This is a genomic window from Angustibacter sp. Root456, assembly GCF_001426435.1.
Classification (GTDB): Bacteria; Actinomycetota; Actinomycetes; order Actinomycetales; family Angustibacteraceae; genus Angustibacter.
This window is the reverse complement of record NZ_LMER01000017.1, coordinates 436-27,051: the sequence shown is the minus strand read 5'-3', so window position 1 is coordinate 27,051 and position 26,616 is coordinate 436. Positions and strand designations below refer to the sequence as shown.

Here is a 26,616-nt window from a genome sequence, read left to right as displayed (position 1 = left end):
GCGGGCGTTGGAGCCAGTCTTCGACCCGGTAGGGCCACCGAGCATCAGTCGATCGACCGCACTGCGGTCGACAAGTTCCTAGTCGGAGAACTCGGACAACGCGTCGCGAAGGCCGGCCCGAGAGGTCACCCCCAGCTTGGGAAACGCCTGGTACAGGTGGGCGCCCACCGTGCGCGGCGACAGGAAGAGCCGCTCGGCGATGTCCCGGTTGCTCAGGCCGGTCGCGGCCAGCTGGGCGACCTGCAGCTCCTGGGGAGTGAGCCGCGGGCGACCGTCGTCGTGCGCCTGTGACCTGGTGCGGCCAGTCGCCCGCAGCACCGCCTCGGTACGGGCGACCCAGGGCTCGGCGCGAAGCCCGGTGAAGAGCTCGAGGGCCCGCTCGAGGTGCGGCCGCGCGCGGCGCATGGCACGGTCGCGCCGCAGCCGCTCACCGTAGGTCAGCTCCACACGAGCCAGCTGGAACGGCCAGCGGTGCGCCTGCGGGTCACCAACCACCCGGTCGAACAAGGGGGCGTAGTCCCTGACCGGCGCGACGAACGCGTCGGCCGCCGCAGCCTGGAACCCCATCCGCGGTGAGATCGCGGCCAGTGTCGTCGTCGCCACGTCAGCGTGCCGCCGTGCCTGCTCGGGGTGGCCGCTGCAGATCGCGGCCTCGACCACGTCGAGCGCGTTCCACACGAGCACCTGCGCGAACGGTGCGAGCTGACCGGGCTCGCAGATGGAGCGATAGGCCGCGTACGCCTCGCCGTACCGGCCCTCGCTCAACGCCGCCAGACCCTCGACGTTCGCGGTGAAGGTCCGTGCGGCGAGCATCTGCCGCGGGACGGCCCACTGGTGCAGGCGGTCACGCACACCAGCCAGGTAAGCCTCGTCACCGCGGGCCGCCGCCACCAGCATCTTCGGGTTGAGCAGACCCCACTCCAGCAAGCGGTACCCGTGCTCGCGGCACAGGGATATGCCCTCGTCAGCCAGCGTGGTGGCGTCGTCCCAGCGCCCCTCGTGCACGGCCGTCATCGCGCGCATTATCAGTGCCTGCGCCGCCAGTGCCACCGGCCCGCCGGACCGGCCCGCGGCCACCACGCGATCCAGAGCGGCTGCGGGCTCGCGGTCGACGTACTGCCCAGCGATGGCGACCTCGAGCACCTGCACCACGTCCGTCGTGTCAGCGACGGAGGCCGTCAGCTGGTCGAGGTCGGCCAGCTCGGAGCCGCTCGCGCGAGCCGGATCGGCGAAGGTGACGGCCGCGAGGCGCAAGGCGGGCGACAGCCAGCTCGACCAGCGGGCGACCGCCTCCTCGAACCCTCTCCACAGCTCGACCCGACCACCGAAGGCACAGACCAGCATCAACGTGTGCACTGCCTCCTGGACCACCTGCGGTCTCAGGCCGTCAGGGACGTCGGCAGCGAGCGCTCGAACGAGCATCTGGTGGGCCGTGTCGACGCCCGCATCACTGTTGAGCAGGTGTGCGGCGGCGGCGGTCGCGACCTGCAGCGTCGTGGTCGCGTCCGGGTCGGCCGAGCGCGCCCGCGCCAGGAGGGCGGTGGCGCCGCTCAGGGTTCCCGTGACGTTGGCCCCGAGGTAGGCAGCTGCTGCCAGCCGGCGTGCTCGGTCGGCGGGTGTGGCCGTGAGGTCGGCCGCCCGCAGGAGCACCGCGACGGCCCGGCCCGCGTCTCCGCGGGCCAGGGTGGCTTCGGCCACGTCATCAAGGAGGGCGGCCACGTCGTCGTCGGTGCCGAGCGCCGCGTCCGCGAGGTGGAGGGCACGGACCTGCGGGTTGGTGGTCAGCTGCGAGAGCCGGCGGTGCGCACTGCGGCGCTGCGGCGGCGAGGCGACGTCGACGACGGCCGCCCGCACCAGCGGGTGCGTGAAGTGCAGCCGGCGCCTGGCCGTGTCCACGACGACCAGCCCAGCGGTCTCCGCCGGGCCGAGGTCGGCGGACGACGCCGCGACGATCTGCATGAGCTCGTCGCCGTCGCCATAGTGCAGCGCAGCCAGCAGCAGAAGCAGCCTGCTGGGCTCCGGCAGCGCCGAGACGCGAGCGGAGAGGTGCTGGCGCAGCCGCTCGCTGAGGGGCAGCGTCGCCGGTAGGGCGGCGGCTGCCGTCTCCTGGTCGGCGCTCAGCCCCCGGGGGAGCTCGATGAGCGCCAAGGGGTTGCCGCGCGCATCCGCGACGATCCGCTGCCGTACCGAGGGATGAAGTCGAGGGTGGTGGGCTCGCAGCAGCGCGTGCGCGTCGAGGTCCGGCAAAGGGGGTAGCGCCAGCGTCGGCACGTCCGTTCGGTCGAAGAACGTGGTGTGTCCGGATCGATGGGCGAGTACGACAGCCACGCCCGAACCGTCCAGGCGACGGCAGACCAGGCTGAGCAGCTGCGCGCTGCTGTGGTCGAGCCAATGCACGTCGTCCGCCACCAGCAGCAACGGGCCTCGTCGTCTCAGCTCACGGAGGAACGTGAGGAGCGCCGTGGTGAGGTGCAGCAGCTCGGGAGCACGCCCGGACTCCAGGCCGAGTGCAGCACGCAGAGCGCCAGCCTCGCGGTCGGGCAGGTGCTGCAGGTCGTCGAACACGGGCAGCAGGAGCTGGTTCAACCCGGCATAGCTGAGGTCCGCCTCGAACTCCACACCGGACACGCGCAGAACGCGGCTGTCCGACTGCGCCGCGACGACGTATGCCGCATGCTGCAGCAGCGCCGACTTGCCGGAGCCAGCCTCGCCGGTGACCAACAGGGCACCGCCCGACCGAGTGGAAGAAGCGACGAAGTCTTGGAGGGCGTCCAGCTCCAGGTCGCGCCCGATCAACCCCTCGGCGGCACTCCCACGTGTGGTCACGCTGCTCCCTGAGGCGGTCCCCGCGGCAGAAGGCTATTCGCGGAGTGGGACAAGATCAACGACGAACCGCGCCGACGCCACTCAACTGCTTGAACCGCTCCATCACGGCCTGCCGTGCCAGGGTCCCGACAGCGATGGGTGCGAATGCGGTCGATCGACTGATGCCCCGAGCCTCCCCGGGACCGCACGATGCGGACAAGGACGACTCGAGGAGGAACCCCAGATGCCTGAAGTGCTGGAGATCACCGCGCTGAGCCTGGTGGCGGGGCTGTCATCGGCCGATTTCATCACTGCCAACGAGGACATCAACGCCTACCTGCGCCGCCAGCCGGGCTTTCGCTGGCGACGGATCGTCGAGGCTGACGACGGCCGCGTCGTCGACATCGTCGCCTACGACAGCCGCGAACGGGCGCTGGCCGGAGCCGCCGGCATCACCGGAGAGATGGGTGACTCGCCGGTGCATGCGACGATCGACCACGGCGACGTCGACTGGCAGTTGACGACGGTGCTCCAGCTGGTCACGGCGGACCGATGAGCCGCCCGTTCGACGACCCCATGGTTCGGGACGGACTGCTGCTCGAGTCGGCGACTGGTGCCTCGGGTGCCGTGCTGGTGCGTGCGGCTGGACGGCTCACCCTCGACACCCGGGCGAGGTTGCGCTGGCTGCTGCGAGCGGTGACGCCGGCTCGCGGCGGCGACGTGCACCTGGACCTACGTCAGGTGACGGAGGCGGACGCGGCGGGCGTGTCGATCCTGCTGGTTCAGGCGAGGTCCTGCCGCGCCACCGGCGGGCGGCTGCGCGTGGTGGCGACCAGTCGGGCGGTCCATGACGTCTTGGTCAAGGTGGGCGCATCGGACCTGGCGCTGGCCGCTGAGCGGTCCACTGAGGCGTCATGAGCGAGCTGTGCCTCACCTCGGGCGCCCACGGCTGCGAGATAATCGGTGGGCGTTGGACGGCCATCGGATGACCGTTGACAGCTGATGTGAACGATCAGGGAGTGTCCCTGGTGAGTCGGTCAGCGATGTCCTGCTAGCGGTCTGACAGCGCTGACGGAGGCCCAGCTCCGCCCGTCAGGCAGGCAGCGTCAGGCGTAGGGGCCGCGGGTGGGCGTGAACTCCACGATCTGGTAGCGGGCGGCACCTGCCTGGACGAAGGGGTCGTGGCAGATCACCTGCTCGAGCTGGCTACGCGACTCGCCCGTCGCCAGGATGGTGCCGCCCTCGCGGGGTACCCGAGGTCCGGACACCAGGAAGGTGCCGTCCGCGAAGTGCGAGTCGAGCCAGGCGCGGTGGGCGTCGAGCAGCTCGTCGATGCGTTCCAGAGGTGCCGTGTACTCGACCAGGAGGACGAAGGCCTGGCCGGCGAAGAGTCGGCGCCCGATGGACGGTGACGCGCTGTTGAGTGACATGAACCTGGGCTCCTGGTCTATCCGGTGCGGTGAGTAGCGAGGCCACCGCCACTGTGCCGCACGGTCCAGGACGCGGCACCGGTGAGGTGGCGCAGCCGCAGCGTGCGGATGCGACGCGCCACGCCTCGCCGGAGGGCAGAGGTCCGCGGCGGCGGCGCCCACGATGGTCTGGACGTCGTCCCACCAGTTCGTGCATCCGCTCGCCTGCCGCTGCTAGGGATGTACCCACGGGGGGTTCTGCCACGTGAAGGGTGAACGTGAAGATGCAAGAGCTAGCCGAGATCTGCAGACGAGCCGGCCTGACGGTCGCGTCCGTCGCGGACGACCTCGACGAGGTCCGCTGTGTCCACGACCGGTGGCCGGACGACGTGATCACCGTCGCCGCCGACAGGGCCGTCCTTGAACGCGGGTTGTCAAGCGCAGCGGCAGACGTCGAGGATCTCTGGCCCGGTCGCGATCCAGACGATGGGGCGATCGCACTTCTGTCGACGTCCTTGCACGCTGTTCTCGACGCGCGGTATGCCATTGCGACGCGGGTGGTTCTTGGTGACTCACCGACATGGGAGGTGACGCCGCCGGACCAGTTTCCTCAGCGCGGCCCTTCCACAGGCCCCGCCCACTGGGTGGCGCCTCGGCGCGACGGTCACCGGTGACGCGCGACGCTGACGCGGCTAGGTCAGTAGCTGGCGCACCTCGTCGAGCTCACCGCGAAGTCGCCGCTGTCGGGCTGGAGAGGCCGCGTTGAGGGGCATGGCCAGCACGGTGCGCGCTGCCGCTTCGTCGCAGGCGAGGAGTGCGGCCACCTCGTGAAGGAGAGTGGCATCGTCACTGGGTGCGGTCTGGACGACGTCCACCAGCTCGTGCAGACGCTCGGCTGCGGCGAGCATGGCGGCCAGGATCGTCTCTCGCTCGGCGAGGCGATCGTGCTCTTCGGCGTCCATGGTCGAGCCCTCCAACCAGTCTGCTGCGGCCCCGTGAAGCCAGGAGGCGTGGCCGTTGCCGCCTGGAGTCAAGCACATCGGGCAGACGGTGCGCCGCGACACTGGGCAGTGCTCACCGACGCCGTGACGCTGCGACATGACTGCGGGGTCAGACTGCCACGGGGAGCGAGGTCAAGGCAGTCGGTGCTCGTGCCGACGAGACCGGTGTGACAGCACATACGAGGTGCCGTCTCCGACGCGGGCATGATGGTCGCTCAGGGTTCAGCTCAGTCCAGGCTCAGAGCTAAGAATGGACGCAGCGATGTTCGCCGGTACACCCCCCTCGAACTGCGGGGACCCTCGCGGGCCCTTGCCAACCGCCCCCGCTGGGGGACTCGTCCCGACGGCCGTGTCTCCGGCCGAGCTGGAGGGTGCCCGGGACAGCGGGGCAGACTGGCGCAACGTGGTCGAGACGCTGCCCCACATCGTCTGGATCGCACGGCCCGACGGCTACCACGTCTACTTCAACCAGCAGTGGATGGACTTCACCGGTCGCTCGCTCGAGGAGAGCTTGGGTGAGGGGTGGAACCCGCCGTTCCACCCGGCCGACCGCCCTCGTGCTCGCCACCTCTGGGCGCAGGCCACGCAGACTGGCGAGCCGTACGACATCGAGTACCGGCTGCGGCGCCATGACGGCGTGTACCGCTGGATGCTGGGCCGGGCACAGCCGCTGCGCAACGAGGCCGGTGAGATCGTGAAGTGGTTCGGGACCTGCACCGACATCGAGGAGATGAGGGCGGCCCTGGAAGAGGCGGCCGCGCTGCGCGAGAAGCTGGAGCACCGCGCCTCCCACGACTCGCTCACCGGGCTGGCCAACCGGGAGCTGCTCTTCGAGCAGATGGAGCTCATGTTCAGTCAGCGTGGGCACGGGGGCATTGCCGTGGCTTTCCTCGATCTCGATCGGTTCAAGGCGGTCAACGACAGCTTCGGCCATCGCGTCGGTGACGAGCTGCTGGCTCATGTGGCAGACCGCCTGCGAGCAGGGGTGCGCCAAGGCGACGTGGCCGCTCGCGTCGGTGGCGACGAGTTCGTGGTGGTCGGAGAGGTCGACGACCCAGTGGACGCCCGGCGCTTCGGCCAACGCGTCGTCGCAGCCGTCCAGGGGCCGGTCAGTCTGAAGGGGGAGCAGGTCGACGTGGCCGCCAGTGTCGGGGTGACCTATGTCGAGCGTGGGGGCAGGCCCGATATCGACCTGGTGCTGTCGCGCGCCGACGATCGGATGTACGAGGTCAAGCGGCGCCGGTACGCCGACGAGTAGGCCGCAGGTCCAGGCGAGCCGGGCCACGGCGTCCGGTCGACAGTCCGTCCGAGAGGGGCCGGTCACGCGAGCGCGTGACCGGACCCTCCCGTCGTTGCGTGCTCACTCCTGGCTCAGCAGCCGGTGGCCGCCTGCTGGAAGCCGGCGAAGGGGTTGAGGTCGCCCATGAACGTGTACCGCCCGGTCGCTGCGTGCTGCAGCGGCTGGGAGGTGGTGTTCGGCGTCTCGCGCGCGAACCAGGGCAGGAGCACCTCGTCCTCGGGGTGCCAGGTCGGGTCACCGGCCACGTTGTCGAACGTGTTGCCCGGCATGGTGAACCCGATGCCCACGACCGGGTCCCCGGTCTCCAGGATGTCGGTGCAGCCGTACTGCGGCGCCGTCGGCGTCAGCCACGGGTTGACGAGGTTGTTGACGAACGGGTCGTCACCCCACTCGGCGATCTCGTGACTCAGGGCGTGGATGTCCCGGACGAAGTACGCGCCGAACGTGCCCGGCGTCGTGTACGCCGCGTACGCGAACGTCTGCACCGGTTGGTTGCCCTGACCGCGGGTGCTGCCGCTGCCCCCGCCCACCGCCACCGAGGCCCCGTGGTACCCGATGACGCAGCAGTTGTCGAGACTGCCGATGTACAGCATCACGTTGTCGGTCAAGAAGATCGGCAGATGGGTGGCGTCCGTGTGCAGCTGCCCCATGAGCTGCTGGATGCGCGTCGAGAACCACGAGATGTCGACCAGGCCGTAGACGATGCCCTGGCTGTTCTGGAAGGCCGAGCCCTTGCCCTGGGGCACGGTCAGTGTGATCGCTGGGAGCACCGTCGGTGTTCCGAGGTTCACGTGGTACGACGTGCCGGTCTTGTTGAACTGCGAGCGCAGGACGGCGTCCTCGTACTGGACGCCGACGTTGCCCGCGGAGAGCGGGCCGGCGCCACCCGTCGACCGCGCGGTGCTGGTGTAGTCGCCCGGCTGGAAGATCGGCGAGGCCTCGGTGCGTGCCACGACGTCGGTGCCGTTGAGCGCGTAGCCGCCGTTGGCGGAGAAGGCGATGTTCACCGGGACGATGTCAGTGGGCACGGTCGTCGAGGCGTTGCTGGTGCGGGGGTCCGTACCGACCATGTTGTAGCCGTAGGTCGTGCCGTTGGTGGGGTCGGTGAAGGAGCCGTGCCAGTGCGGCACGGTGCGGCTCGTCGCGAGCGGGGTGGCCCCGCCCATCGTGGTGAAGGTCGGCGAGCCGGCATCTCTGACCGGCAGCGCCGGGCCGTTGGTCGCGGTCGCCGAGGGTGCCGCGACGACGCTGATGGCAAGGGCCGCCGTGGCGACCCCCGCAAACCTGGTGAATCCGTTCATGACTCTCCCAGACGGTTCCGCCCCCGAGGGACGTGGCGACCACATCGTGCTCCTGCGGCGACCTGTTGAGAAGATCCCGACGCCGGCCGGCAGGGCAGTCGAGCTCGGGGCTCGCCGCCCGTCAGTCACTCCGGGTCGGCGCCGCCACCACCCCGTGCGGGGTGTGCGGACCGCAGCGAGACGAGGCTCTCGTACGCGCAGTATCGGCACGTGACCACGAGTCGCGGGTGGGAGAACCCTGCGACGAGCGCACGGCCCTTGCAGCACCGGGGGCACCTCAGGTCCAGCTCACCCCGATGCTCTTTCGTGCGCTGCGACGGCAGCAGTGGACTGGTCATGCGCGGGCTCCTCCTGGTGACCGGGACGCCAGGTGGCGTCGCAGTCCACTGTCCGTGACGACGGCGGGCAGGTCCTCACCCGATGCGAGTGAACTGGGCCCTCGTGTCCCGAGCTGCCGTCAGCGGATCGTGATCGGCGTCCCGAGCGGCAGCAGGTGCGCCAAGGCCGTGATGTCGCGGTTGGTCATCCGGATGCACCCGTGACTGACGGAGTGGCCGATGCTCGACGAGTCGTCGGTGCCGTGCAGGCCGATCTGACCCGGGCCACCACCGAAGCTCGACAGGGCCTCGGAGAACGCCGAGAGCCCGAAGGCGAACGGCCCGTAGCCGTGGTTGGTCGGCGAGAGCAGCTCGGTCAGGTAGAAGGAGCCGTGCGGCGTCGGTGTGCCACCGGTGCCCGTCGCCACGGTGTACCTCGCGACCCGGACGCCGCCGTCGAACAGCGTCAGGGTGTTGTCCTCAGTCGACACCACGAGCCGGTAACTCACTCGCGTCAGGCGCACGTCTGCCGCCACGACCCAGCCGGTCGAGCCGTTGGGTCGTTGGGGCAGCTGGACCTGCAGCCATCCGCCACGGGCGGCAACCACCCGGAACGTGAGCGGCACGCCGGCCCGTCGTGGGTTCTTCCACGTGCTGGACACCGGCCCACCCGGGCTGCGGTGCGCGGCGACGGACCGCACCACCGCGGTGGCCACGAGCGAGTCGTGCTGTTCAGGCGGCCGCGCTCTCGAGGTCGGGGTCGGCGAGGCCGATGGGCTCACGGAGGGCACGTTCGCCGTCCGCGTGGGCGTCGGATTCGCCTCCGGCGCGCCGCCTGAGCACGCGCACAGCAGGGCGGTCGTCGAGGCCGCCACGATCAGCGCGCGCGCGGCCCCGACGGCCAGCCCCCGTGGCTGCCTCATGACCGGCGTGCGCCGTCACCCCTCACGGGTCGCCTAGCCGGTGAAGCGAGCGTGGTCGCGCACCGCGACGGCCGGCCGGGCGGCGGGCGCTGCCGCAGGCGTGGACGTCGGGGGCTGCGTCGTCGGGGGCTGCGTGGTCGGGGGCTTCGTCGTCGGCGGGACGGCCACCGCATCCGCGGAGACGGTGACCGCAGCCATCGCCGAGTAGATGGTGTAGATGCTGTTGTTGGCGCCGACGAAGTACGAGTCCGGGCCCGGCGTCTGGCCGAAGCGCTTGGTGTAGGCGGCGGTCCAGACGCACGTGGCCGTCACGCTGCCGGTCGTGTCCGCGGTCAGGGGCGCCCCGCACGGTGAGCCGTTGATCTGGCTCGCCATCCCGACCTCCACGGTCTCTCCGGGCAGGAACCCGTCGAAGCGCACCGTCACCCCAGTCGTGCGCATCTGGGAGACCGTGCGCGCCAACGAAGCCGGCGTGGCCACGGGGGAGGGGATGACCTTCAGGGTGACCGAGGCGCTGCCACCGGCGGTGTCGGTCACGGTGAGGGTGTGGGTGCCCAGCGAGCCGCCGGACGCGCCGGGAAGGCGCAGGTTGCCGAGCACCTGGCTGATGGACCCGTCGGACTCGGTGGTCGTGTGGACGAGCTCGTCCGTCACGTCCGTGCCGTCGATGGTGAACGTGAGCGCGGCGTTGGCGGCGAACCCGCTCACGCCGTCGACTTCGAGGGCTCCGTAGGGGCTCATCGTGGTGCCGATCACGGTGACGGACGGCGCCGGGGCGGCCTGCGCCGTCGCGGCGGCGTTGACCAGCAGCGCCGCGAGCGGCACGGCGGCCACCGCGAGCAGCAGTGGGCGCCTCGGGCGGCGCTGCGTGGACGTGGACAGGCTGGACGGCTGGACAGGCGGCACGGGTCCCCCGGGGTAGCAAGCATGGTTCTACGACACGTGCTCGCAAACGGTGACGTGCGGCGCCGGCGAAGGGCTGGACGACTTCCTGCCCCACGTGAGAGTAGCCGACGTGGTGAGTGGCGCCTCGGACCTCGGTCGACGTGTCCGGTCGAGATCGCGGGCACTGGCCCAGCGGCGCTGGGGTGTCGGTCAGCGCACCGGCTCGGCGAACACGACGACGTTGTCGGTGTAGTGACGCGTCACGGGGTCGAAGTCACCACCGCAGGTGATCACCACGAGCCGGGGCGTGCGGCCCTGGGCGAACAGCGACGCGGCCGGTAGCGCGGCCTTGGCGTAGCGGCGTCGGCCGACCACCTCGTAGACCTGGCTGGAGGCCGTGCCTGAGGTGTCGATCCGGTCGCCGGAGAGCGTGATGCGACTACCCACCGGTGCGTCGTCGAGGTGGAACAGCGCCCCGGGCCCGGCGCTCGCCGAGTCGACGTGGCCGGCCAGCACCACCGTGCCGACCGGTGAGCCCGGAGCCGCGCCTGAGCGCCACCAGCCCACCGTGCGGACGTCCTCGGGGATCACCAGGTTGCCGTCAGGCAGCACGTCGACGGGTTGGATCCGCGCGTCGACGGCGGGTCGGCTCATCACGATCCGCGCGGGCGTGAACGACTCATCCACCAGCACCGACGGGGCGGGCGACGTCGTCGTCGCGGGCTGCGGCTGCCTCGCCCGGAGGGAGGTCGGCGGCGGGGCGGGCGCATCGGCCCGCGGCACGGTGCCGATGGCCTCGAAGTGCCGGCCTCGGCCGTCGACGAGCCGGACGACGCAGTAGCCGATGAGCAGCACGCCGAGGACGGCGACGACGCTCAGCACCGAGCGCCGTCGCCGTCCTGCGGCGCGGGAGGAGCTCACGCGCAGGTACTCACGAACGGTTGTCGACGGTGACGCGACGGCGTGCGCCCACCGCACCGACACCGGCGAGCAGCGCGAGCCCGACGATGCCGGCAGCGACGGCCGTCCACGGCGTGGTGGCGTCCGTCGCCTGACCGCCAGTGCCCGCCGCGACCGCCGAGGGACCGGAAGCGTTGCTGGAGTAGGTCTGCGTCACAGCGGTGAGGGTCTTGCCCTCGAGGCTGCCGATGGCGTACACGATGGTCGTCGAGCCGCCGGCGAGGTTGAGTGCCACCGGGCCGATGACCGGGTCGGTCGTGCCGGCCGCCGCCACCGACGCGTTGACCGTGCCCTTCGGCACCATGAGCGACTTCTCGTTCGGGTTGGTGAGCGAGGTGATGACCGCCTTGCCGCCCGCCAGGACGTCGACGGCGGGCGCAGCGGCGGTGTGCCGGACGATCAGGCGGCCCATGGACGACGGCACCGCGGTCGTGGGGTTGACGAACGGCGTGAGCGTCGGCTTTCCGGCGGCGGTGAGGTTGGCGACGATGGTGGCGTTCTCGCCGGCCGTCAGCTTCGCCGTCGCGGTGAGGATGGGCTTGGCGCTGGCGGGGTCACCGGCCTTGCGCACGGCGATCGCGTGCGATCCGGCCGGCAGCGAGATCGGCTTGGTCACGGTCTTGAAGGTGAAGTCCGACAACGCCTTCGCGCCGTCGACGTACACGTCGACGTTCGTCGCGGGGATGCCGTGCACCACCGTGACGGTGGCCGTCGAGGCCGCCTGGGCCGGCGCGGCCAGCAGCAGTCCGCTGCCCGCCAGCGCCACCGCGGCGCTCACGCGGGCCGCCATCGTGAGGGTTCGTGCCATCTCGTGCTCCTTTGGATGCGGTTCGACGGTCCGTCGCGACGTCCGTCACTGGGGTCGGTCACGGGTACTTCGTCGGGGACGGCGATTCGGTTCCACCTGGCGCGGTTTCGCAGCAACCGTGACGAGCGCGCCACCGACGTCGGCCCGGGCGGCGCGGGCGGCCCGGGTCGCCGTTGTGGTGGCCCCTGGGCATGGTGGTTGGCGTGCAGACCTTCGTGCCCTACGCCGGCCTCGACGCGAGCGCAGCGGTGCTCGACGACCGGCGGCTCGGCAAGCAACGGGTCGAGACGCTGCAGGTCCTGCGAGCGCTGCTGCTAGCGGACTACGGCTGGCAGCGGCACCCCGCGGTGCTGATGTGGGCCGGTGCCCTGCCGGGGCCGGCTGAGTCAGTCGCCGAGCCCGATCACGGTCCAGCCGCGGTCGGGGAAGCCGGCGGAGTCGGCCAGGTGCGCCGAGGCGACGTTGTCGGTCGCGTGCAGGTACGTCGGCACCGTCCCGGACCGCAGCACGTGCCGGGCGGCTTGGGTGACCAGCCCTCGGCCGAGGCCGCGCCCGCGCGCCTGCGGAGCCGTCACGACCGCCAGCTCGTGGCCGAACGCGTCGTGCCGCTTGATGCCGACGCCGGCGAGGTGCGATCCGTCGTCCGCCGTGGCGACCAGCACCTGGCCACCGAACGGGTGCAACCACTCGGGAACGCCGGGCGCGTCGGCGGCCACCCAGCGTCCGGTGGCCGGAGCGTCGGCCGGACGGGTGGTCCAGCGGAAGACGGCCCGGAACGCCTGGCGCGACGCGTCACCGAGCAGGGCGGGCAGCTGCGCGAGCAGCGGCTCGACGCCGCCGGTGGCCGCCTCGCGCACGGCGTCCGCGACGTCGGGCGGCACCGACAGCACCGTGGCCCCGGTGGCGTCGGCGACACCCAGCACGGGGTGGATGCGCCCGTCCCACGCCGGCTGCGTGCGCTGGGGTGCGGCGACGACGTCCACCGCGCTGAGGGGAGGCCACGCGCCCAGCCAGTGCCGCAGGTGCTGCACCAGTCCGTCGGGGGCCGCGGAGCTCGCGGCGTCGAGCGTGGGCTCGTCGAGCACGGTGCCTCCTGGGTCGGTTCGCGCGGAGCGGGTCGTGGCGACGTGGCGCGCTCGCCCACCCTAGAGGGGGCGGCATCGACGCGGCGCGAGCAGAATCGGTTGGGGCATCCGCCCGTCGTCTGTCGGTCTGGTCGAAGGAGTGGCATGAAGCTCGGACTGCACATCGCGGACTTCACCTGGGACGGCGGGCCGGGCGCGCTGCGCGGCCAGCTAGCCGATGTCGCCCAGCGGGCTGAGGCCGCTGGCTTCGACCGGGTCAGCGTGATGGACCACGTCTGGCAGATCGGAGCGATCGGGCCGGTCGAGCACGAGATGCTCGAGGCGTACACCGCGTTGGGTTACCTGGCTGCGGTGACCGAGCGAGTCAAGCTGCTCACGGTCGTCACGGCCGTCGTCTACCGCGACCCCGGCCTGCTGGCCAAGGCCGTGACGACCCTCGACGTGCTGTCGGGGGGTCGCGCCATGCTCGGCATCGGCGCGGCCTGGAACGAGGAGGAGGCGCGCGGGCTGGGGCTGCTCTTCCCGTCCACCAAGGAGCGGTTCGAGCGACTCGAGGAGGCGCTGCAGATCTGCCTGCAGATGTGGAGCGACGACGACGGCCCGTACGTCGGCGAGCACTACCGGCTCGAGCGCACCCTCAACTCGCCGCAGTCGCTGAGCCGTCCGCACCCACCGATCCTCATCGGCGGCGCGGGGGAGAAGAAGACGCTGCGCATGGTGGCGCAGTACGCCGACGCCTGCAACATCTTCGACTCACCCGAGCTCGGCCGGAAGCTCGACGTGCTGCGCGAGCACTGCGAGCGGCTCGGCCGCGACTACGACGCGATCGAGAAGACGGCGCAAGTGCGGTTCGACCTCGGCCCGGACGGCGAGAACGTCGACGCCACCATCGAGCACCTCACGCAGCTGGCCGGGCTGGGCATCGAGGTGGCTCACGGCACGCTGGCCCGCGTCAGCCAGCCGGGCGTGCTGGAGATGATGGGGGAGCGGATCGTGCCCGCGGTGGCCCACCTGTAACGGCCCGCGCTCACCGCGCCGCGAAGGCGCTCGCGTACACGGCACGCAGCCCCTCGGCACCCAGGTGCTGCACCAGGCGTACCCGGCCGTCGCCCTTGCGCTGCAACCGACCTGGCTCGGATGCGCTCACGGTGAACGACCCCGAGGTGAGGACGGCGGCGTCGGGCGCCACGAGCGCGGCGGCGGTGGCGGCGTCCCACCACGCTGGCAGCTGGGCGGCGGCCGCGACGGCACCGACGACGGGCCCGGTCAGCTCCCGAGGCGTGCCTGGCGGCACGGCGTCCAGCGGGACGACGGTGAGCCTCGGCTGACCGCTGGCGGCCGCAGCGAGGACGGCCTCGAACGACGCAGGGTCGGCGGCGGCGTTCCACTCGCCGACATCGCCCTCACCCACCCCGTCGAGCACACCACCCATGGCGTGGATCTCGCCCAGCCGGGAGAAGGCCGCAGGATCGGACGACGCGAGGTCGGCCAGGTTCGTGAGCGGCCCGAGCGCCACGATCGTGAGATCCGGCGTCTGGCGCGCGAGCCGGCCGATCACCCCCGCGGCAGGCTGCGTCACCATCGGCGCTGAGGCGAAGTGACGCACCTGCGCCGAGGGAGCAGGCAGCCCGCTACCGGACGCCGCGGCGGTCCGCCACGCGGCGGGCATCGAGCGCCCACGCGGGCCGGGCTCGCTGCGCCCGCACGCGACGGGCGGAGGCGGCGTGCCGACCGCTGCGGCGAGCGCGGTGACGACGTCCCCGGCGTCCGGGCAGCCCACCAGGCCGGTGGCGGCGACGGTGACCGCGCGGACGTCGACGTCTGGTCGGCGCAGCAGCAACCCGAGCGCGACGACGTCGTCGGCGCCGAGATCGGTGTCGACGACCACCGGCCGCGCCGACGGCAGGCGCCCGGGGGCGGCGACCAGCCGGCCTGCGCTCGCCGGCTCACCGTCGGCGTCGTACGCCCCGCTGCAGCCCGTGAGCGCCGCGCTGAGCGCCATCGTCTGTGCCAGCACGCCACCGGCGCCTCGTCGACCGGCCCGCCGCGACCTCACGTCTGCACCACCAGCTGGCCGGCCACCCCTGCCGCAGCGAGGAGGAGCCCGACGGCTGCGACGCGACGTCCGTGGCGTAGACCCATCGCGACCCAGACCAGCAGACCCGCCACCCCCAGCAGGTACACGTCGTGCCACGCCGCCATCGCCGGGCTCACGACGAGCCGCCCCCAGAAGTCCTGGTACTGCCCCGGGGCCGACAGCAGCCACGACGAGGGGAGCGTGAGCGGGTCCGTCCCGGCCTCGGCGGCCCGCACCGTGATCGGTTGGCTCTGCACGAGGGCGAACGCGCGCACCGTGGGGCCGTTGAACGCCCAGTAGACGAGCGATGCCGCGAACCACACGAGGAACAGCAACGTCACCGCGCCCAGCCGATGGCGTACCCACCGCGCCGCAGCCGCCCCCAGCGCGACCGCGACGACGGTGAGAGCCACCGGCTGCAGGATCTCCGGCAGGGTGAGCTGCGCATGCAGCGTGCGGCCCGGTTCGTCCCCGAGGTCCAGGCCGCCACGACTGCGCAGCCACAGCGCCGTCGTCCCGGCGACGACCGCCATGAGCACGACGAACACGCCGCCGCCGAGCAACCGCGCCGTCAGGCGTTGACGCTCACCCACCGGGGCGTCCTGAGCGAGCGGGGCGCGGTCGCGGCCGCACGCAACGGCCACCGCGACCGAGACGGCGAACAGCGCTGGTCCGGCGACCGCCGGCAGGGAGGTGTAGGCCGCGCCGGACCAGTTCGCCTGCAGCGTCGTGCGCCCGGCGAGCCACGTGACCGGGACCGTCAGCAGCAGCCACGGCGACCACAGCATCCGCCGTGCCTCCACGGCCGCGAGCTGCCTCACCGCCCTGCGGCGCGGGCCAGCCGCGGCGCCGTCCGCGACGCCGTCCGCGACCTGGTCCGGCACGCGGCCCTCAACAGCCGACGCGCTCATCGCCGCCACCCCGCGAGCAGCGCGCCGACGGCGACCGCCACGACGGTCCACGGAGGCAGCGTCCAGGCCGACAGCGTCCACCCCGACACCGCAGACCCCGCGACCCCGTCGGACTGGCCGACGAACCGGTCGAGGACGAACCACACCAGCGGCACTCCCACGGCCGCCGGGACCGCCCGCTCGTGGGGCACCCAGGTGGCGACGGCGAGGCCGGCCAGCAGGAGCGCCGTCACCGGCGCGACCGGCCAGCTCGCGGCCGCCTCGCTCGGCCCGCTGGCGGCGGCCAGCAGCAGCAGCCACACCACCGCCGTCGCCGGCGCCAGCAGCACCACCCGCTGCCGGCGCCGACGGCCCGGAGCGGTCGACACGGCGGCCAGCAACGCCGCCGCAGGATCGTGCAGCCCGGCCAGCGCGCCGGCGGCCACCGTGGCCGCTGCGAGGGCGTACAGCTCGCTCGGGTGCTCCCCGGAGGCGGCGACCGCGCCGCCGACGACGCCCAGCGCAGCGGCGCTCCCGAGCAGGGGCGTCCAGGGCACGGCACGGCCGGTGAAGCGCAGCAGGGCGAGGGCCGCGCTCGCCTGCGGACTGACGAGTGACCTCATGAGCTGCGTCCTTCGCGCGCGATGAGCAGGTAGCCGTCGTCCAACGTCGGCTCGATGACCTCGGCTCCGGTCGGCGGGACGCCCAGGTGCCGGAACGTGCCGTCCGCGGTCTGCCAGCAGCGCAGGGCCTGGGAGTCCTCGCGATCATCGACCCACACCTGGCCGTCGGCGACGGCGGCCAGCTCGGCCGGAGTGCCTCTGAAGCGCACCTGACCGTGCAGGACGACGTAGACCTCCTGGCACAGCGCCGCCACCTCGGCCGTGTTGTGCGTGCTGAGGACGACGGTCGCCGACGCCGCGGCCCGTGACAGCACCGAACGCAGCCGCAAACGCTGGTCGGGGTCCAAGCCGGTCGCCGGCTCGTCGAGCACGAGCAGCTCCGGCGAGCCGATGAGCGCCGTGGCCAGCGCCACCCGCTGACGCGTCCCACCCGACAGCGTCTTGACCTTGCGGTGCATCGCGTCGCTCAGCCCCACCGCCTCCAGCACGCGCCGGCACTCCTCGCGGCGCCAGGTCGCGTCGGTGTGCTCCTTGAGCAACGCCACGTAGTCGACGAGGTCGAACGCGGTGAAGCCCGGGTAGAGCGCGGGCGACTGCGGCAGGTAACCCAAGCGGCGCCGGATCTCGAGCCGCTCGGCCGGCCGCGACGGGTCGCGTCCGAGCAGGGTCAGCGAGCCGTCGTCGGGCGCCAGCACGGTGGCCAGCATCCGCAGCAGGGTGGTCTTGCCCGCGCCGTTGGGGCCGAGCAGGCCCACGACGCCGGGCGACAGCGTGAGCGAGAGGTGGTCGACGGCCCGCGTGGCACCGAAGGACTTGGTGAGTCCTTCGGCCCTCATGGCGGACGCCGCGGTCGTGACGGTCATGCCGACCTCCGGTAGGCGATGGTCTGACGGCGGCTGAGGGTCACGGCGACGGCGGCCAGCCCGACGGCGACCGCCGTGAGCTGCATCGCGGGCGAGGCCACGACATCGACCAGGTGCGCGGCCGCGGAGGCCCGCACCGACCCGGGGGCGCCCACGGCCAGGGCCCACGTCGCCCCGAGGCCGGCGGCGACGTCCAGCGGGTCGAACCGCGTGGTGGCGCTCGCGAGCACCATCGCGGCCAGCGCGAGCCCCGGCAGCAACCACGCCAGCGCCACGTGCGGTGAGAGCCCGGAAAGCCAGCCGCTCAGCACACCGGCTGGCAGGGCACCGAGCCCGACCGCCGTGGCTCGCATCGCCACCAGTCGAAGCCCGGCGGACGGTGTCGCCAGCGCGATCTCGCCCACGGGGTCGCTGGCGTGCCGGTAGGCGATGGCGACCGCTGTGAGAGGGATGAGCGGCGCCAGCGCGAGCAGCAGTGCGGTCGCGCGAGGCTGGTGGACGGCGCTCGCGACCGCGGGCAGCGCGGCCGAGGTGGCCGCGGAGATGAGCGCGGCCCACATCAGGGGTGGCGTCCCCACGGCCACGCGGCTGAGGCGCGAGCCGCCCCGGCTCGGGTGGTCGACCGCGTCCGCGAGGCGCTCCCAACGGCGCGCGGCCTCACCGGAGTCCGCGAGCCGCGCGAGCGCGGCCCGACACGGCCCGCACCGCAGCAGGTGCGCCTCGGTCGAGGCGGCGACCACCGGGTCGCTCGTCTGGTCGTGGTAGTCAGCGAGCTGGTCGCTGCGCACGTGCCACGGGGTCGTCACAGGAGAGCCTCCTTCAGCTCGGTGCGGGCTCGGCTCATCCGGCTCTTGACCGTGCCGGCCGGGATGCCGAGCAGCGTCGCCGCCTCTCGGGTGGTCAGGCCGTCGAGCACGGTGGCCTGCACGACCGCCCGCAGCTCGGGCGACAGGCGCGCGAGCGCCCGGCCGGCGTCGCTGTGCTCGAGGCGCTCCAGCACCGCCTCTTCAGCCGACGGGTCGTGCTCGGTGCGCAGGTGGGTCAGCCGGTGCAGCACCGACTTGCGCGGCCGCAGTCTGTGCAGCAGCGTGCGGATCGCGATACCCCAGATCCACGCCGCGACGTCCCCGGAGCCGCTGTAGCGGTCGGCTGACCGCCACACGGTGAGGAACGTGTCCTGCACCACCTCGTCGACGACGTCCGGGTCGGCGCAGCGCCGGCGGACGCGCGCCGCCACCCAGGCCTCGTGCCGCAGGAACAGCTCGTGCAGGGCACCGCGGTCACCCTCGCGGACGTGGGCCAGCAGCTGGACGTCGCTGAGTGCGTCGTCCAGCTCTGCGCCCGGCGCGTCCGGCCATCTCACGGGTGTCACGCCTCTTTGTGCCATCGAGCGGGCGGATCGGTTCACGACAGGGTGACAGCGCCGACCAGCCGACGTCAGGTAGTTGGCCGCCCGGTGCGGTCGCGAGGCTCACCGGTCAGCGCGAGGATGGCGGCATGATCCGCCTCATCCTGCTGCTGCTCTTCATCTGGCTCGTGCTGGCCATCATCGGCTTCGTGATCAAGGGCCTGCTCTGGCTCGCCGTCATCGGCCTGGTGCTCTTCTTGGCCACGAGCGTCTGGGGCTGGCTGAAGCGCGAGCGCGCCTGAGCCGGCGGTCGTTCGCCGCCGACCTGCTAGCTCTGGTCGACCATCAGCGACTCGAGGAAGCGGTTCGTCTCGGCGTCAGGTGAGTGGATGACCAACCCGCGCATCCCGCGCGTCAGCAGGACCTTGTAGACGTTTCGCACGAGCCTGTCGAAGTCGGCGTCGCTGACCCGAGTGCGGTTCCTGAAGTCCGGGTCCCGGTTGGCAGAGCGGACGGACACCCAGTGGTCCCCGCGCCAGACCAGGTCCGGCCCGATGATCACTCCGGCGTAGTCGTACTCAAATCCTTGGGCGGTGTAGATGCATCCCACCTGCCCGAACCCTGCGGGATCCGTGGCCCAGAGAGCCGCCGCGGGGGCCCCGCCGACCGAACGGTCTCCCTTGAGGTTCCATGGACGTGACCAGTCGCCGATCCGGACGTCCTTCACCAGCTGACCATCGCGGGTGGGGTCGCTCCACGGCCAGCAGTAACCCGCTGCGATCCGCGCACCGTAGCCGTCGTCGTTCCGTGCCGCGAGCAGTGCCTCCATCTCCTGGGGTGAGTCGACCACCTGGACGTCGAAGCGGCCGTCGCCCGCCCAGACAAGGGGCCCACCCGGTTCGAGCTCAAGCAGCCGCTTGGTCCAGTCGATGAAGGCAGCCGAGCCGCCGCAGCGGAACTGCGAGTCCAGATAGATCTTCTCCACGCTGATGCCCTTGCTGGCCGCGTGGCGTTCGATCTCCTCGACCGTTCCCTGCTCGCCGGGCCGCACCACCTGGAACTCGTCCAGCAGGAACACGGGTACGTGTGCCGCATCAAGCAACTCGTCGATCTGGGGCCGGCCGGTGCGGTGCTCGGCTCGCGTCCACCGCGAGACCGACGTCTCCCGGATGCGGTGCGCCTCGTCCAGGATCAGCGCGTCGAGATCGTTGGGCTGGGCCGTGATGAAGGAGTTGAAGTACTGAAAGAGCTTCTGCACGGCGGGAGCGCGCCGTCCTGCCACCTTGCGCAGCGTGTGGGTGAACGACCGCGATCCCGTCGCGTGCACGACGGCACGACCCTGACGTGACAGCTCCCCGAGGAGCGAGAGCGCGATGACGCTCTTCCCGCTCCCGGGGCCGCCGGAGACGACCACGGCCGTCTTGGTGTTGGAGCGTTGCGCTCGCTCGACCGCGTGCAGGACGAAGTTGTAGGCGTCGCGCTGCTCGTCCAGAAGGACGAACATCTCACGCCGCTGGACCTCGTCCGCAGCGACCGAGAGCAGCTGCCTGGATGGCGCGATGCGGCTGGCGAGCAGCTCGTCAGCGTAGGGTGCGCCGCTCACCCCAGGTGTGAATCGCGAAGCCAAGAACTCCTGGAACTCGCTGCGTCGCTGCCCAGTGAACAGTCTTCCCAGCGCGTCGTCGGGTCGGCGGAACAAATCCGCGACGCCGTGGTCCGTTGCGTTGTGCAGGTAGGCCGCGCCCGCAACACGGTCTTGTTGGCCTTCCAGCGACGCCGTGAAGTCCAGGAGGTAGTCGCAGTACGCGCGCACCTGGATCGCAGGATGCGTCACTGCTCGGTGGCCGTACTGCTCGACCTGCACCAGCGAGTCGCTGTCCTCGAAGGCGTGAGCGGTGCTCCACTGCTTGAGCTCCACGATCACGTACGACGGACCACCGGACACCGGATGCCGCCCAGCCAACACGACGTCGGCGCGCTTGCTGCTGAGCGGTAGCTGGTACTCGACCAGCATCTCGACGTCCTCCAGGCCGGCCGCGAGCAGGTCCGCCCGAAGTGCAGGCAGGCTGCGCTCCCACGATCGGTACTCGCCCGGAGAAGGGCGCCGACCGCCGCGAATGGTCATCTGCTCCGCCAGCAGGTCAGCGAGCCGATGCTCGACGGCAGAGAATCCGCGGACCGATTGCCGGTACAGCGTCACAGGTCTTGTCCCCAGGCAGCACGAAGTGACTCGTGCGGGTGGGGGCGTGTCCTGTGTCGGAAGCCCGTCGTTCCGCGATGACGATGCCGACTCTAGCGGGGCCCTCCGTGGCGACGGCGGACGTGGACGGCATACTCGCGACCGTGTCAGATCTGGTCGAGATCAGGAATGCCGCCCGCGCGTTCATCGCGGAGCGAGAGTGGCAGCGGTTTCAGGACCCCAAGTCGGTGTTGCTCGCGCTGGTGGGTGAGGTCGGCGAGCTGGCTGAGCTCTTCCAGTGGCTACCCGCGGACACCGCTGCGGATGCTGTCAAGGAAGAGCCGCTGCGCGCGCGAGTCGCCGAGGAGCTGGCCGACGTGCTCGTGTACCTCGTGGGTCTCGCCGACCAGTGTGATGTCGATCTGCATGCCGCTGCGCTGTCGAAGATCGCCGCCTCGGCTGCCAAGCACCCCGTCGAGCGGAGCCGAGGAGTCGCCCCGAGCAAAGTCGCTCCTCGGCCCGCTCAGGACCGCTGACGCCATGAACGCGCCGGCGGTCTGGTTACTCACGTTCGGACCGGTGAGCCGGGGTCGGCCTGACGCGGGATGAAAGCTGTTGCTGCAGCGTCGTCCACGATCGTCCTCAGCTCACGCAGGCTGAGGTTCTCCTTGTCGAGCAGCTCGACGGCGACCCGCCGCAGCAGCTCGTGGTGCTCGCTCAGCAAGGCGTAGGCGTCGGTGTGGGCCTCTGACAGCAGCTCTTCGGCGACCTCACGGACCTGCAGCGCCACAGGGCCGCCCATGCGCACGGTCTCGTCGTCCACCAGGACGTAGCCGAGCCGGGACATGCCGTACTTCGTCACCATGGCCATGGCCCGGCGGGTGGCGGCGTCGAGGTCGCCGTGCGCGCCCTGGGTGTACTCGCCGTCGAGCAGGATCTCCTCGGCGGCCCGGCCGGCCAGCGAGACCCGAAGATCGGCCAGCGCGCGGGCGCGCGTGAGGAAGATGTCGTCGTTGCCGCTCATCCAGGTGACGCCGCCCGCCGGGCCGCGCGGGATGATCGACACCTGCACCGGGTCGTCGGCGTCAGGCAGCAGCAGCGCGGCCAGTGTGTGACCGGCCTCGTGCCACGCCGTGACCTCGCGGTCGAAGTCCGTGACCAGCGCGGACGTCCGGGCGCGGCCCAGGGCGACCGTCGCGATCGCGGAGTCGAAGCAGTCGGCGTCGACCAGGTCCGTGGACCGGCGCGCCGCCTCCATGCACGCCTCGTTGACGACCTGCGCGAGCTCGGCACCGCTCATGCCCGGCGTCCGGCGCGCGATCGTGACCAGGTCGACGTCGTCGCTCACCGGACGCCCACGGGTGTGCACGCGCAGGATCGCGGTGCGGCCCAGGCGATCAGGCGCGGGCACCTGAATCTGCCGGTCGAGCCGTCCCGGGCGCGTCAGCGCGGGGTCGAGGACGTCGGCGCGGTTGGTGGCGGCCAGCACGATGATGCGGTGGGCGGTGTCGAAGCCGTCCATCTGGTCGAGCATGGCGATGAGGGTGTTCTCCCGCTCGCTGTCGGCGCCGCTGACCGACCCGCTGCCGCGAGCTCGCCCGATGGCGTCGATCTCGTCGATGAACACGATGGCCGAGCCGGCCGCGCGGGCGGCGTCGAACAGGTCGCGCACCCGCTTGGCGCCCACCCCGGCGAAGGTCTCGACGAAGTCCGAGCCAGCCAGGGCGAAGAACGGGACTCCGGCCTCACCGGCCACGGCGCGAGCCAGCAGCGTCTTGCCGGTGCCGGGCGGTCCCACGAGCAGAGCGCCGCGGGGCGGCTTGGCGCCGACGCGCGTGAATCGCTCGCCGTCCCTTAGGAACTCCACGAGCTCCTGCATCTCGGTGAGCGCCTCCTCGGCCCCGGCGACGTCCTCGAAGCGGGTGCTCGGCACCTCGCTGATCTCGCGACCGCGGCGACCACTGAACTTGCCGATACCGCCGGTGAGGCCGCCGGACTTCGCGACGTAGAGGAGGAACCCGATGATCAGCGCCACCGGCACGAGGGTCAGCAGCAGCGGGCTCTCCCACACGCTGGTCTCGAGCGACGCCGCCTGCGTGCGGACGCCCGCCGCGATCAGGTCGTCGGTGAGGGTGTCGGAGTAGCCGAGGGGGAAGCGCGCCTGGATCCGGCTGCCGCCCGCGTCCTGCGTGCGGGTGAGCACGACGCGTGCGGTGGTGTCGTCGACCTTGGCGGCGGCGATGTCGCCGGACTTGATCTCGCTCACTGCCTGCGACAGCGGCACCGTCGTCGCGTCAGGGCCCGACGACGACCCCCAGCCGATGAGCGCGGCTCCCGCGAGGACGGCCGCGAGCAGCACGACCGTGGCCCAACGCCGGCCGCGTGGCTGACGCTCGAACCAGCCGTGGGCGCGCCGGACCGACCGGCGCGCCAGGGCGACGGCACGTGACGACCGCGCGGGCACCGGGCGGGTGGGGCCGGAGCTGCGCTGGGCTCGGGGGGACTCGTTCGGGCTCACCGTCGTGTTGTCGGCGGCTGAGGTTCAGCCCTTGACCGCGCCACCCCGGACATTCCGGGGGCTGAGACGAGAGCCTGTGGACGACGGCAGCGACAGCCACCCAGAACTCGTCACCATGGTGATCATGGACGACGAGACCGACCACTTGCTCGATGCCTTCCTCGACGCCGCCTCGGGGGAGCGGACCCCCACGACCCGTCAGCGTTACGAGCGGACCCTGGCGCCACTGCGGTCGCCGGTCGACGGTGAGAGCGACTGCGGACCCGGTGTGCGCCTGCTGCTGCGCGTGGCTGACCAGTTGGGGAGGGCGGCCGCGGATCAGCTGCCCAGCGACCAGTACGACACCATGCCCTCGCTGTACGGCAGGCTCGTCACGTGGCTGCGCCGGCACTCTGACGCCGGGGCGCCGGCAGCGCAGTGCGTGCGGCTCGAGACGCTGGCGGTGCTGCGCGACGTCCGTCGAGAGCGCCTGCGTGAGCGGTACGGCGACCCGACCCGCCCGGCGGTCAGCGCCTACGACGACGAGCTGCCTGATCCGTGGTGGGAGGACGCGGTGTACTCCGAGAACCTCTACACGTTCCCCGCGCCGCGCTGAGCTGAGGGCGGCGCGTGGTCAGCCGAGCGGGGCGCCCTCGCAGCACGGCACGATGTGCCCGCAGGTGTCGCAGCGCTGGTGCGACGTCTCCCAGCGCATGGGCGCACCGCAGTTGTCGCAGGGTGCGAGACCGGCCATGGCGGGCTGGCAGGTGGCTGGGCGCGCGGAGGTCGTGGTGCGATCCATGGCCGGCACCGTACCCGTCATCGCGCAGCCACCGGCCGAGGTTCGGCTGCGACACCCCGGCCCGTGCCGCCAGGCCGGACGACGGCGGGTTCTTGCGAACAGCAGCCGTTGGCCCTGGATCTCAAGGCGCCGGCAGGCGCACCATGGTCGGGGGAAGGGAGCCGGTCATGAGCGTGCAGGTACAAGCTCCTGGAAGGTGCGACGTCGGCGTCGACGAGGAGGTGGTCATCAGCCTCGAGGAGACGCCCACCACGGGGTACCAGTGGGAGGTGGCCGATGCCCCGCAGGGGGTCGAGGTCGACGACACGCGGTTTGAGCCGCCGAAGTCGCAGGCCCCTGGAGCGGCTGGACGGCGCGTGATCACGGTGCGAGCGACCGCCGTCGGCGAGCACCACCTGCACGTGCAGCGGCGGCGGGCGTGGGAGCCCGCCGCCGCTGAGACGCTCGAGGTCGTCGTCAACGCCTCGTGAGCGCCTACCAGAGGTAGATCTCGTGCACCATGCCGTCCGCCTCCTCGCGGATCGCCATCTGGTGCCCGGTCTGCTTGGCCTGCGCCGCCAGCGTGCACAGCGCCATGAAGGCGCCGTCGGTGCCGTTGAAGATCTTCTTCCACGCGCCACCCGTGACGTGGAACCACGCGTTGCGCGTCTCGTTGATCGACCACGTGGCGTCCACCATCACGCCGGACGTCCACGTGCCCGTGACGCCGGTGACGGCCGCGGTCGTGGCCGCACCGGCGGTCCCCGGTGGCGTGAGCACCGGCCACTGCTCGCCAGCGCCGACGGCAAGAGCCGCGCCGTGGGTGTCGGGCATCTCGGTCGGCCGGCTCATGCCCCCCGTGTCGACGGACAGCCCTTCCGTCGTCGTCTGCGACGGCACGAGCGACGGGCTCGCGGTCCTGGTCTTCGTCGTCATGGCTGGTCCTCTCACCACGCGTAGATCTGTTGCACGGAGCCGTTGTCCTCGAAGAGGCCGACCTTCTTGCCGGCCGCCTTGGACGCCGCGAGCTCGGCCAGCATCGCGGAGTTCGTGGCCACCGTGCCGCTGTCGAGCTTGAGCCAGCCGCGGTCGGAGCCGTAGGCCCAGACGTTGCCGTCCGCCTCGTTGCTCCACAGCCCGGCGATGGTCTGGTCGGGGTTCCACCAACGCAGGTTCACGCCCTGCGCGCCGCACACCTGGTAGGACTCGATCCGGCACTCGCCGTACCCGATCCGCACGAAGCCGCCGTCGCCCCAGCCCGGCCCCCAGGAGTTCTTCGCGATCCAGCACTGGTCGCTGTCGGAGTAGCCGATGAGCGTGACGCAGTGGCCGCCGGCGTAGCTGCCGGTGACGTGCCGGTACACGCCGCTGCCGTAGCTGAAGAAGTCCTGGTAGACGTCCAGGCAGGCGCTGATCGCGCCGTACGTCGAGATGTACTGCTTCATCCCGGCCGCGTTGCCGCTCAGCATCTGCCAGGTGGTCACCTTCGCCAGTCGGTTGCGCCAATCGGCGTTGATCTTGGTGTTCCCGTCCTGGTCTCCTGCCGTGTACGGGTAGTAGTCCTCGAACGTCACGCCGCTGTCGCGCGCCGCGTTGTACGCCTGGTCGGGCCACCAGCCCGTTCCACAGGTGGCGCCGGCCGCGCGCCCGTAGACGTAGAACAGGTGGGCCTCGGAGAGGTCGACCTTGAGGGCGGGCGTCCTGCGGGCGTACCTGGCGACGCCCTCGAGCGCCCCGACGGTGCCGAACGCGACGCACGAACCGCACGACCCCTGGTCGCGTACGGGAGTCACGTAGCTGACGCCTCCGACGTTGCGCAGGTCGAATGCCGCCGGTGCGCCCACGGCATCGGCACGAGCGCCGATGGCTGCGGCCCGGTGGACCTCCTTGTCGTCCTCGAGGCGGGCGGTGTCGAGCCCGGGCGTCGGGGGGACGCCGAGACGCAGCCGCCGTTCGCCCTCGGTGAGCGCGGTCATCGTCGTCATCGACATCGACCACGCCTCAGGTTCCTTTGCCAGCGCGCTGCGCAGCGCGCCAAGGTCAAGTGATGCCTTCTCGGCCATGGGGTTTCCTCACTGGAGCGAATGAGGACGTCGCCGTCGGGGCGTCGCAGGTCGACCGCCCCCCGGCGGTGTCCGCTGTCGTGGAAACGGGCCGGTACGGACCCGCGGTGCCTGTCCCTCGCCACCCGGCGGGGCTCACTGTGACGCTGCCGGTCGTGATCCGGCGTGGGTGCGGCGGTGCCGCGACAGTCGATGACGTTACTCGCGCGGTGGGTCCGCCGACAGGGGTTCGCCCACATTTGCTGACAGCCGGGACCCTTGGGCTTGTTCTGCCGCAATGCAACTGATCGCCGGGGCCGAACGGGCGCGTCGCGCTCGTCATCCACAGGTTGACGAATCAACCGGCGCTGTCCACAGACCGGTTGCGGGACAGCGCGTCTGTCGGTGGTGGTGCGTAGGTTTGTCGCATGACGAATCGGGCGGACAGCGGCGGCGCGACAGCGCTGGACGTCGTGCTGTCCGACCTCGAGGAGGTCTTGGACCGCCTCAGTGCGCTGCCGT

The 26,616-nt window shown here is 71.7% G+C and carries 29 protein-coding genes and 1 pseudogene; 10 read left to right on the top strand and 20 right to left on the bottom strand.

The window, feature by feature from the left end; genetic code table 11:
- Positions 1 to 78 precede the first annotated feature (78 nt).
- Positions 79 to 2,826: an AAA family ATPase gene (locus ASD06_RS11225; RefSeq protein WP_082537955.1), complete on the bottom strand. Its 2,748-nt coding sequence runs from the start codon at positions 2,824 to 2,826 to the stop codon at positions 79 to 81.
- 223 nt (positions 2,827 to 3,049) lie between these two features.
- Here ASD06_RS11225 and ASD06_RS11220 point away from each other — a divergent pair, with 223 nt between their 5' ends.
- The gene (locus ASD06_RS11220; protein ID WP_056677284.1) at positions 3,050 to 3,361 is read left to right on the top strand and encodes a hypothetical protein; all 312 of its coding nucleotides are present in this window, start codon (positions 3,050 to 3,052) and stop codon (positions 3,359 to 3,361) included.
- Entirely contained in the window at positions 3,358 to 3,723 is a 366-nt protein-coding gene (locus tag ASD06_RS11215) for an STAS domain-containing protein (protein WP_056677281.1), read from the top strand. The genes ASD06_RS11220 and ASD06_RS11215 overlap by 4 nt, the downstream gene beginning before the upstream one ends.
- Positions 3,724 to 3,911: 188 nt before the next feature.
- On the opposite strand, the gene ASD06_RS11210 is transcribed toward ASD06_RS11215, so the two are convergent.
- Both ASD06_RS11210 and ASD06_RS11200 read right to left on the bottom strand, forming a co-directional pair.
- Positions 3,912 to 4,235, bottom strand: a complete 324-nt coding sequence (locus tag ASD06_RS11210; protein WP_056677278.1) for a YciI family protein — start codon at positions 4,233 to 4,235, stop codon at positions 3,912 to 3,914.
- A 671-nt stretch (positions 4,236 to 4,906) separates the two neighbouring features.
- Positions 4,907 to 5,176 (bottom strand): hypothetical protein, encoded by a 270-nt coding sequence (locus ASD06_RS11200; RefSeq protein ID WP_056677272.1) that lies wholly within the window; start codon positions 5,174 to 5,176, stop codon positions 4,907 to 4,909.
- Positions 5,177 to 5,465: 289 nt separating this feature from the next.
- On the opposite strand from ASD06_RS11200, the gene ASD06_RS11195 reads away from it, so the two are divergent.
- Positions 5,466 to 6,473, top strand: a complete 1,008-nt coding sequence (locus ASD06_RS11195) for a sensor domain-containing diguanylate cyclase (RefSeq protein ID WP_082537954.1) — start codon at positions 5,466 to 5,468, stop codon at positions 6,471 to 6,473.
- 113 nt (positions 6,474 to 6,586) lie between these two features.
- Here ASD06_RS11195 and ASD06_RS11190 read toward each other — a convergent pair whose 3' ends face one another.
- Positions 6,587 to 7,816, bottom strand: coding sequence for a hypothetical protein (locus ASD06_RS11190; protein ID WP_056677266.1), 1,230 nt, complete (start codon positions 7,814 to 7,816; stop codon positions 6,587 to 6,589).
- A gap of 457 nt (positions 7,817 to 8,273) precedes the next feature.
- Entirely contained in the window at positions 8,274 to 8,759 is a 486-nt protein-coding gene (locus ASD06_RS19405; protein WP_200942084.1) for a L,D-transpeptidase, read from the bottom strand.
- Between ASD06_RS19405 and ASD06_RS19400 the strand changes: the two genes are divergently transcribed.
- Complete coding sequence (locus ASD06_RS19400; RefSeq protein WP_200942083.1) at positions 8,749 to 9,093, top strand: hypothetical protein; 345 nt, start codon at positions 8,749 to 8,751, stop codon at positions 9,091 to 9,093. The two genes, ASD06_RS19405 and ASD06_RS19400, sit on opposite strands and share 11 nt — an antisense overlap.
- Here the strand turns inward: ASD06_RS19400 and ASD06_RS11180 are convergent.
- From ASD06_RS11180 to ASD06_RS11170, 3 genes are all read right to left on the bottom strand, one after another.
- Complete coding sequence (locus ASD06_RS11180) at positions 9,090 to 9,890, bottom strand: hypothetical protein (RefSeq protein ID WP_056677260.1); 801 nt, start codon at positions 9,888 to 9,890, stop codon at positions 9,090 to 9,092. The two genes, ASD06_RS19400 and ASD06_RS11180, sit on opposite strands and share 4 nt — an antisense overlap.
- 261 nt (positions 9,891 to 10,151) lie before the next feature.
- Positions 10,152 to 10,862: a class F sortase gene (locus ASD06_RS11175; protein WP_157371664.1), complete on the bottom strand. Its 711-nt coding sequence runs from the start codon at positions 10,860 to 10,862 to the stop codon at positions 10,152 to 10,154.
- Between the two features lie 10 nt (positions 10,863 to 10,872).
- Entirely contained in the window at positions 10,873 to 11,709 is an 837-nt protein-coding gene (locus tag ASD06_RS11170) for a DUF4397 domain-containing protein (protein ID WP_200942082.1), read from the bottom strand.
- 191 nt (positions 11,710 to 11,900) lie between these two features.
- Between ASD06_RS11170 and ASD06_RS19670 the strand changes: the two are divergent.
- Positions 11,901 to 12,065, top strand: a pseudogene (locus ASD06_RS19670) (pyrimidine dimer DNA glycosylase/endonuclease V); the annotation flags it as partial.
- A gap of 30 nt (positions 12,066 to 12,095) precedes the next feature.
- Here the strand turns inward: ASD06_RS19670 and ASD06_RS11165 are convergent.
- Complete coding sequence (locus tag ASD06_RS11165; RefSeq protein WP_056677255.1) at positions 12,096 to 12,794, bottom strand: GNAT family N-acetyltransferase; 699 nt, start codon at positions 12,792 to 12,794, stop codon at positions 12,096 to 12,098.
- 144 nt (positions 12,795 to 12,938) lie between these two features.
- Between ASD06_RS11165 and ASD06_RS11160 the strand changes: the two genes are divergently transcribed.
- Positions 12,939 to 13,811 carry an LLM class F420-dependent oxidoreductase gene (locus ASD06_RS11160; RefSeq protein ID WP_056677252.1) on the top strand — a complete coding sequence of 291 codons (873 nt, stop codon included), beginning with the start codon at positions 12,939 to 12,941 and terminating at the stop codon, positions 13,809 to 13,811.
- Between the two features lie 10 nt (positions 13,812 to 13,821).
- Here the strand turns inward: ASD06_RS11160 and ASD06_RS11155 are convergent, their stop codons facing one another.
- The 6 genes from ASD06_RS11155 to ASD06_RS11130 are packed head-to-tail and all read right to left on the bottom strand — an operon-like array spanning position 13,822 to position 18,610.
- The gene (locus ASD06_RS11155) at positions 13,822 to 14,811 is read right to left on the bottom strand and encodes a nucleoside hydrolase (protein ID WP_056677249.1); all 990 of its coding nucleotides are present in this window, start codon (positions 14,809 to 14,811) and stop codon (positions 13,822 to 13,824) included.
- A 35-nt stretch (positions 14,812 to 14,846) separates the two neighbouring features.
- Positions 14,847 to 15,782, bottom strand: coding sequence for a hypothetical protein (locus tag ASD06_RS11150; protein ID WP_157371663.1), 936 nt, complete (start codon positions 15,780 to 15,782; stop codon positions 14,847 to 14,849).
- Positions 15,779 to 16,384, bottom strand: coding sequence for a hypothetical protein (locus tag ASD06_RS11145; protein WP_056677242.1), 606 nt, complete (start codon positions 16,382 to 16,384; stop codon positions 15,779 to 15,781). The genes ASD06_RS11150 and ASD06_RS11145 overlap by 4 nt, the downstream gene beginning before the upstream one ends.
- Positions 16,381 to 17,247: an ABC transporter ATP-binding protein gene (locus ASD06_RS11140; RefSeq protein ID WP_056677239.1), complete on the bottom strand. Its 867-nt coding sequence runs from the start codon at positions 17,245 to 17,247 to the stop codon at positions 16,381 to 16,383. Before ASD06_RS11140 ends, ASD06_RS11145 begins: the two co-directional genes overlap by 4 nt.
- Positions 17,244 to 18,053 carry a hypothetical protein gene (locus ASD06_RS11135; protein WP_056677235.1) on the bottom strand — a complete coding sequence of 270 codons (810 nt, stop codon included), beginning with the start codon at positions 18,051 to 18,053 and terminating at the stop codon, positions 17,244 to 17,246. The genes ASD06_RS11140 and ASD06_RS11135 overlap by 4 nt, the downstream gene beginning before the upstream one ends.
- On the bottom strand, positions 18,050 to 18,610 hold the full coding sequence (locus tag ASD06_RS11130; RefSeq protein ID WP_200942081.1) for an RNA polymerase sigma factor: 561 nt from the start codon (positions 18,608 to 18,610) through the stop codon (positions 18,050 to 18,052). Before ASD06_RS11130 ends, ASD06_RS11135 begins: the two co-directional genes overlap by 4 nt.
- Before the next feature lie 134 nt (positions 18,611 to 18,744).
- On the opposite strand from ASD06_RS11130, the gene ASD06_RS19395 reads away from it, so the two are divergent.
- Positions 18,745 to 18,897 (top strand): hypothetical protein, encoded by a 153-nt coding sequence (locus ASD06_RS19395; RefSeq protein WP_200942080.1) that lies wholly within the window; start codon positions 18,745 to 18,747, stop codon positions 18,895 to 18,897.
- A 26-nt stretch (positions 18,898 to 18,923) separates the two neighbouring features.
- On the opposite strand, the gene ASD06_RS11125 is transcribed toward ASD06_RS19395, so the two are convergent.
- A complete protein-coding gene (locus tag ASD06_RS11125; RefSeq protein WP_056677232.1) occupies positions 18,924 to 20,795 on the bottom strand; it encodes a DUF2075 domain-containing protein in 1,872 nt (623 codons plus the stop codon).
- A gap of 107 nt (positions 20,796 to 20,902) precedes the next feature.
- On the opposite strand from ASD06_RS11125, the gene ASD06_RS11120 reads away from it, so the two are divergent.
- Positions 20,903 to 21,310, top strand: coding sequence for a nucleotide pyrophosphohydrolase (locus ASD06_RS11120; protein WP_200942079.1), 408 nt, complete (start codon positions 20,903 to 20,905; stop codon positions 21,308 to 21,310).
- A gap of 29 nt (positions 21,311 to 21,339) precedes the next feature.
- On the opposite strand, the gene ASD06_RS11115 is transcribed toward ASD06_RS11120, so the two are convergent.
- Entirely contained in the window at positions 21,340 to 23,292 is a 1,953-nt protein-coding gene (locus tag ASD06_RS11115; RefSeq protein ID WP_082537953.1) for an ATP-dependent metallopeptidase FtsH/Yme1/Tma family protein, read from the bottom strand.
- A 76-nt stretch (positions 23,293 to 23,368) separates the two neighbouring features.
- Here ASD06_RS11115 and ASD06_RS11110 point away from each other — a divergent pair, with 76 nt between their 5' ends.
- Complete coding sequence (locus tag ASD06_RS11110) at positions 23,369 to 23,887, top strand: hypothetical protein (protein WP_056677226.1); 519 nt, start codon at positions 23,369 to 23,371, stop codon at positions 23,885 to 23,887.
- A gap of 18 nt (positions 23,888 to 23,905) precedes the next feature.
- Here ASD06_RS11110 and ASD06_RS18895 read toward each other — a convergent pair whose 3' ends face one another.
- Complete coding sequence (locus ASD06_RS18895) at positions 23,906 to 24,073, bottom strand: hypothetical protein (RefSeq protein ID WP_157371662.1); 168 nt, start codon at positions 24,071 to 24,073, stop codon at positions 23,906 to 23,908.
- Positions 24,074 to 24,240: 167 nt separating this feature from the next.
- On the opposite strand from ASD06_RS18895, the gene ASD06_RS11105 reads away from it, so the two are divergent.
- Positions 24,241 to 24,543, top strand: coding sequence for a protease inhibitor I42 family protein (locus tag ASD06_RS11105; RefSeq protein ID WP_162248073.1), 303 nt, complete (start codon positions 24,241 to 24,243; stop codon positions 24,541 to 24,543).
- Positions 24,544 to 24,547: 4 nt separating this feature from the next.
- Here the strand turns inward: ASD06_RS11105 and ASD06_RS19390 are convergent, their stop codons facing one another.
- Positions 24,548 to 24,988: a hypothetical protein gene (locus ASD06_RS19390; RefSeq protein ID WP_056677219.1), complete on the bottom strand. Its 441-nt coding sequence runs from the start codon at positions 24,986 to 24,988 to the stop codon at positions 24,548 to 24,550.
- Positions 24,989 to 24,999: 11 nt separating this feature from the next.
- Complete coding sequence (locus ASD06_RS11095) at positions 25,000 to 26,037, bottom strand: C1 family peptidase (RefSeq protein ID WP_200942078.1); 1,038 nt, start codon at positions 26,035 to 26,037, stop codon at positions 25,000 to 25,002.
- Positions 26,038 to 26,616: the final 579 nt, after the last annotated feature.

What these genes read in the sequence shown, in the direction of transcription:
- ASD06_RS11220 (WP_056677284.1), top strand. Translation starts at nt 3,050, where the DNA reads ATGCCTGAAGTGCTGGAGATCACCGCGCTGAGCCTGGTGGCGGGGCTG.
- ASD06_RS11215 (WP_056677281.1), top strand. Translation starts at nt 3,358, where the DNA reads ATGAGCCGCCCGTTCGACGACCCCATGGTTCGGGACGGACTGCTGCTC.
- ASD06_RS11210 (WP_056677278.1), bottom strand. Translation starts at nt 4,235, where the DNA reads ATGTCACTCAACAGCGCGTCACCGTCCATCGGGCGCCGACTCTTCGCC.
- ASD06_RS11200 (WP_056677272.1), bottom strand. Translation starts at nt 5,176, where the DNA reads ATGGACGCCGAAGAGCACGATCGCCTCGCCGAGCGAGAGACGATCCTG.
- ASD06_RS11195 (WP_082537954.1), top strand. Translation starts at nt 5,466, where the DNA reads ATGGACGCAGCGATGTTCGCCGGTACACCCCCCTCGAACTGCGGGGAC.
- ASD06_RS11190 (WP_056677266.1), bottom strand. Translation starts at nt 7,816, where the DNA reads ATGAACGGATTCACCAGGTTTGCGGGGGTCGCCACGGCGGCCCTTGCC.
- ASD06_RS11170 (WP_200942082.1), bottom strand. Translation starts at nt 11,709, where the DNA reads ATGGCACGAACCCTCACGATGGCGGCCCGCGTGAGCGCCGCGGTGGCG.
- ASD06_RS11160 (WP_056677252.1), top strand. Translation starts at nt 12,939, where the DNA reads ATGAAGCTCGGACTGCACATCGCGGACTTCACCTGGGACGGCGGGCCG.
- ASD06_RS11150 (WP_157371663.1), bottom strand. Translation starts at nt 15,782, where the DNA reads ATGAGCGCGTCGGCTGTTGAGGGCCGCGTGCCGGACCAGGTCGCGGAC.
- ASD06_RS11145 (WP_056677242.1), bottom strand. Translation starts at nt 16,384, where the DNA reads ATGAGGTCACTCGTCAGTCCGCAGGCGAGCGCGGCCCTCGCCCTGCTG.
- ASD06_RS11140 (WP_056677239.1), bottom strand. Translation starts at nt 17,247, where the DNA reads ATGACCGTCACGACCGCGGCGTCCGCCATGAGGGCCGAAGGACTCACC.
- ASD06_RS19395 (WP_200942080.1), top strand. Translation starts at nt 18,745, where the DNA reads ATGATCCGCCTCATCCTGCTGCTGCTCTTCATCTGGCTCGTGCTGGCC.
- ASD06_RS18895 (WP_157371662.1), bottom strand. Translation starts at nt 24,073, where the DNA reads ATGGATCGCACCACGACCTCCGCGCGCCCAGCCACCTGCCAGCCCGCC.
- ASD06_RS11105 (WP_162248073.1), top strand. Translation starts at nt 24,241, where the DNA reads ATGAGCGTGCAGGTACAAGCTCCTGGAAGGTGCGACGTCGGCGTCGAC.
- ASD06_RS19390 (WP_056677219.1), bottom strand. Translation starts at nt 24,988, where the DNA reads ATGACGACGAAGACCAGGACCGCGAGCCCGTCGCTCGTGCCGTCGCAG.
- ASD06_RS11095 (WP_200942078.1), bottom strand. Translation starts at nt 26,037, where the DNA reads ATGACGACGATGACCGCGCTCACCGAGGGCGAACGGCGGCTGCGTCTC.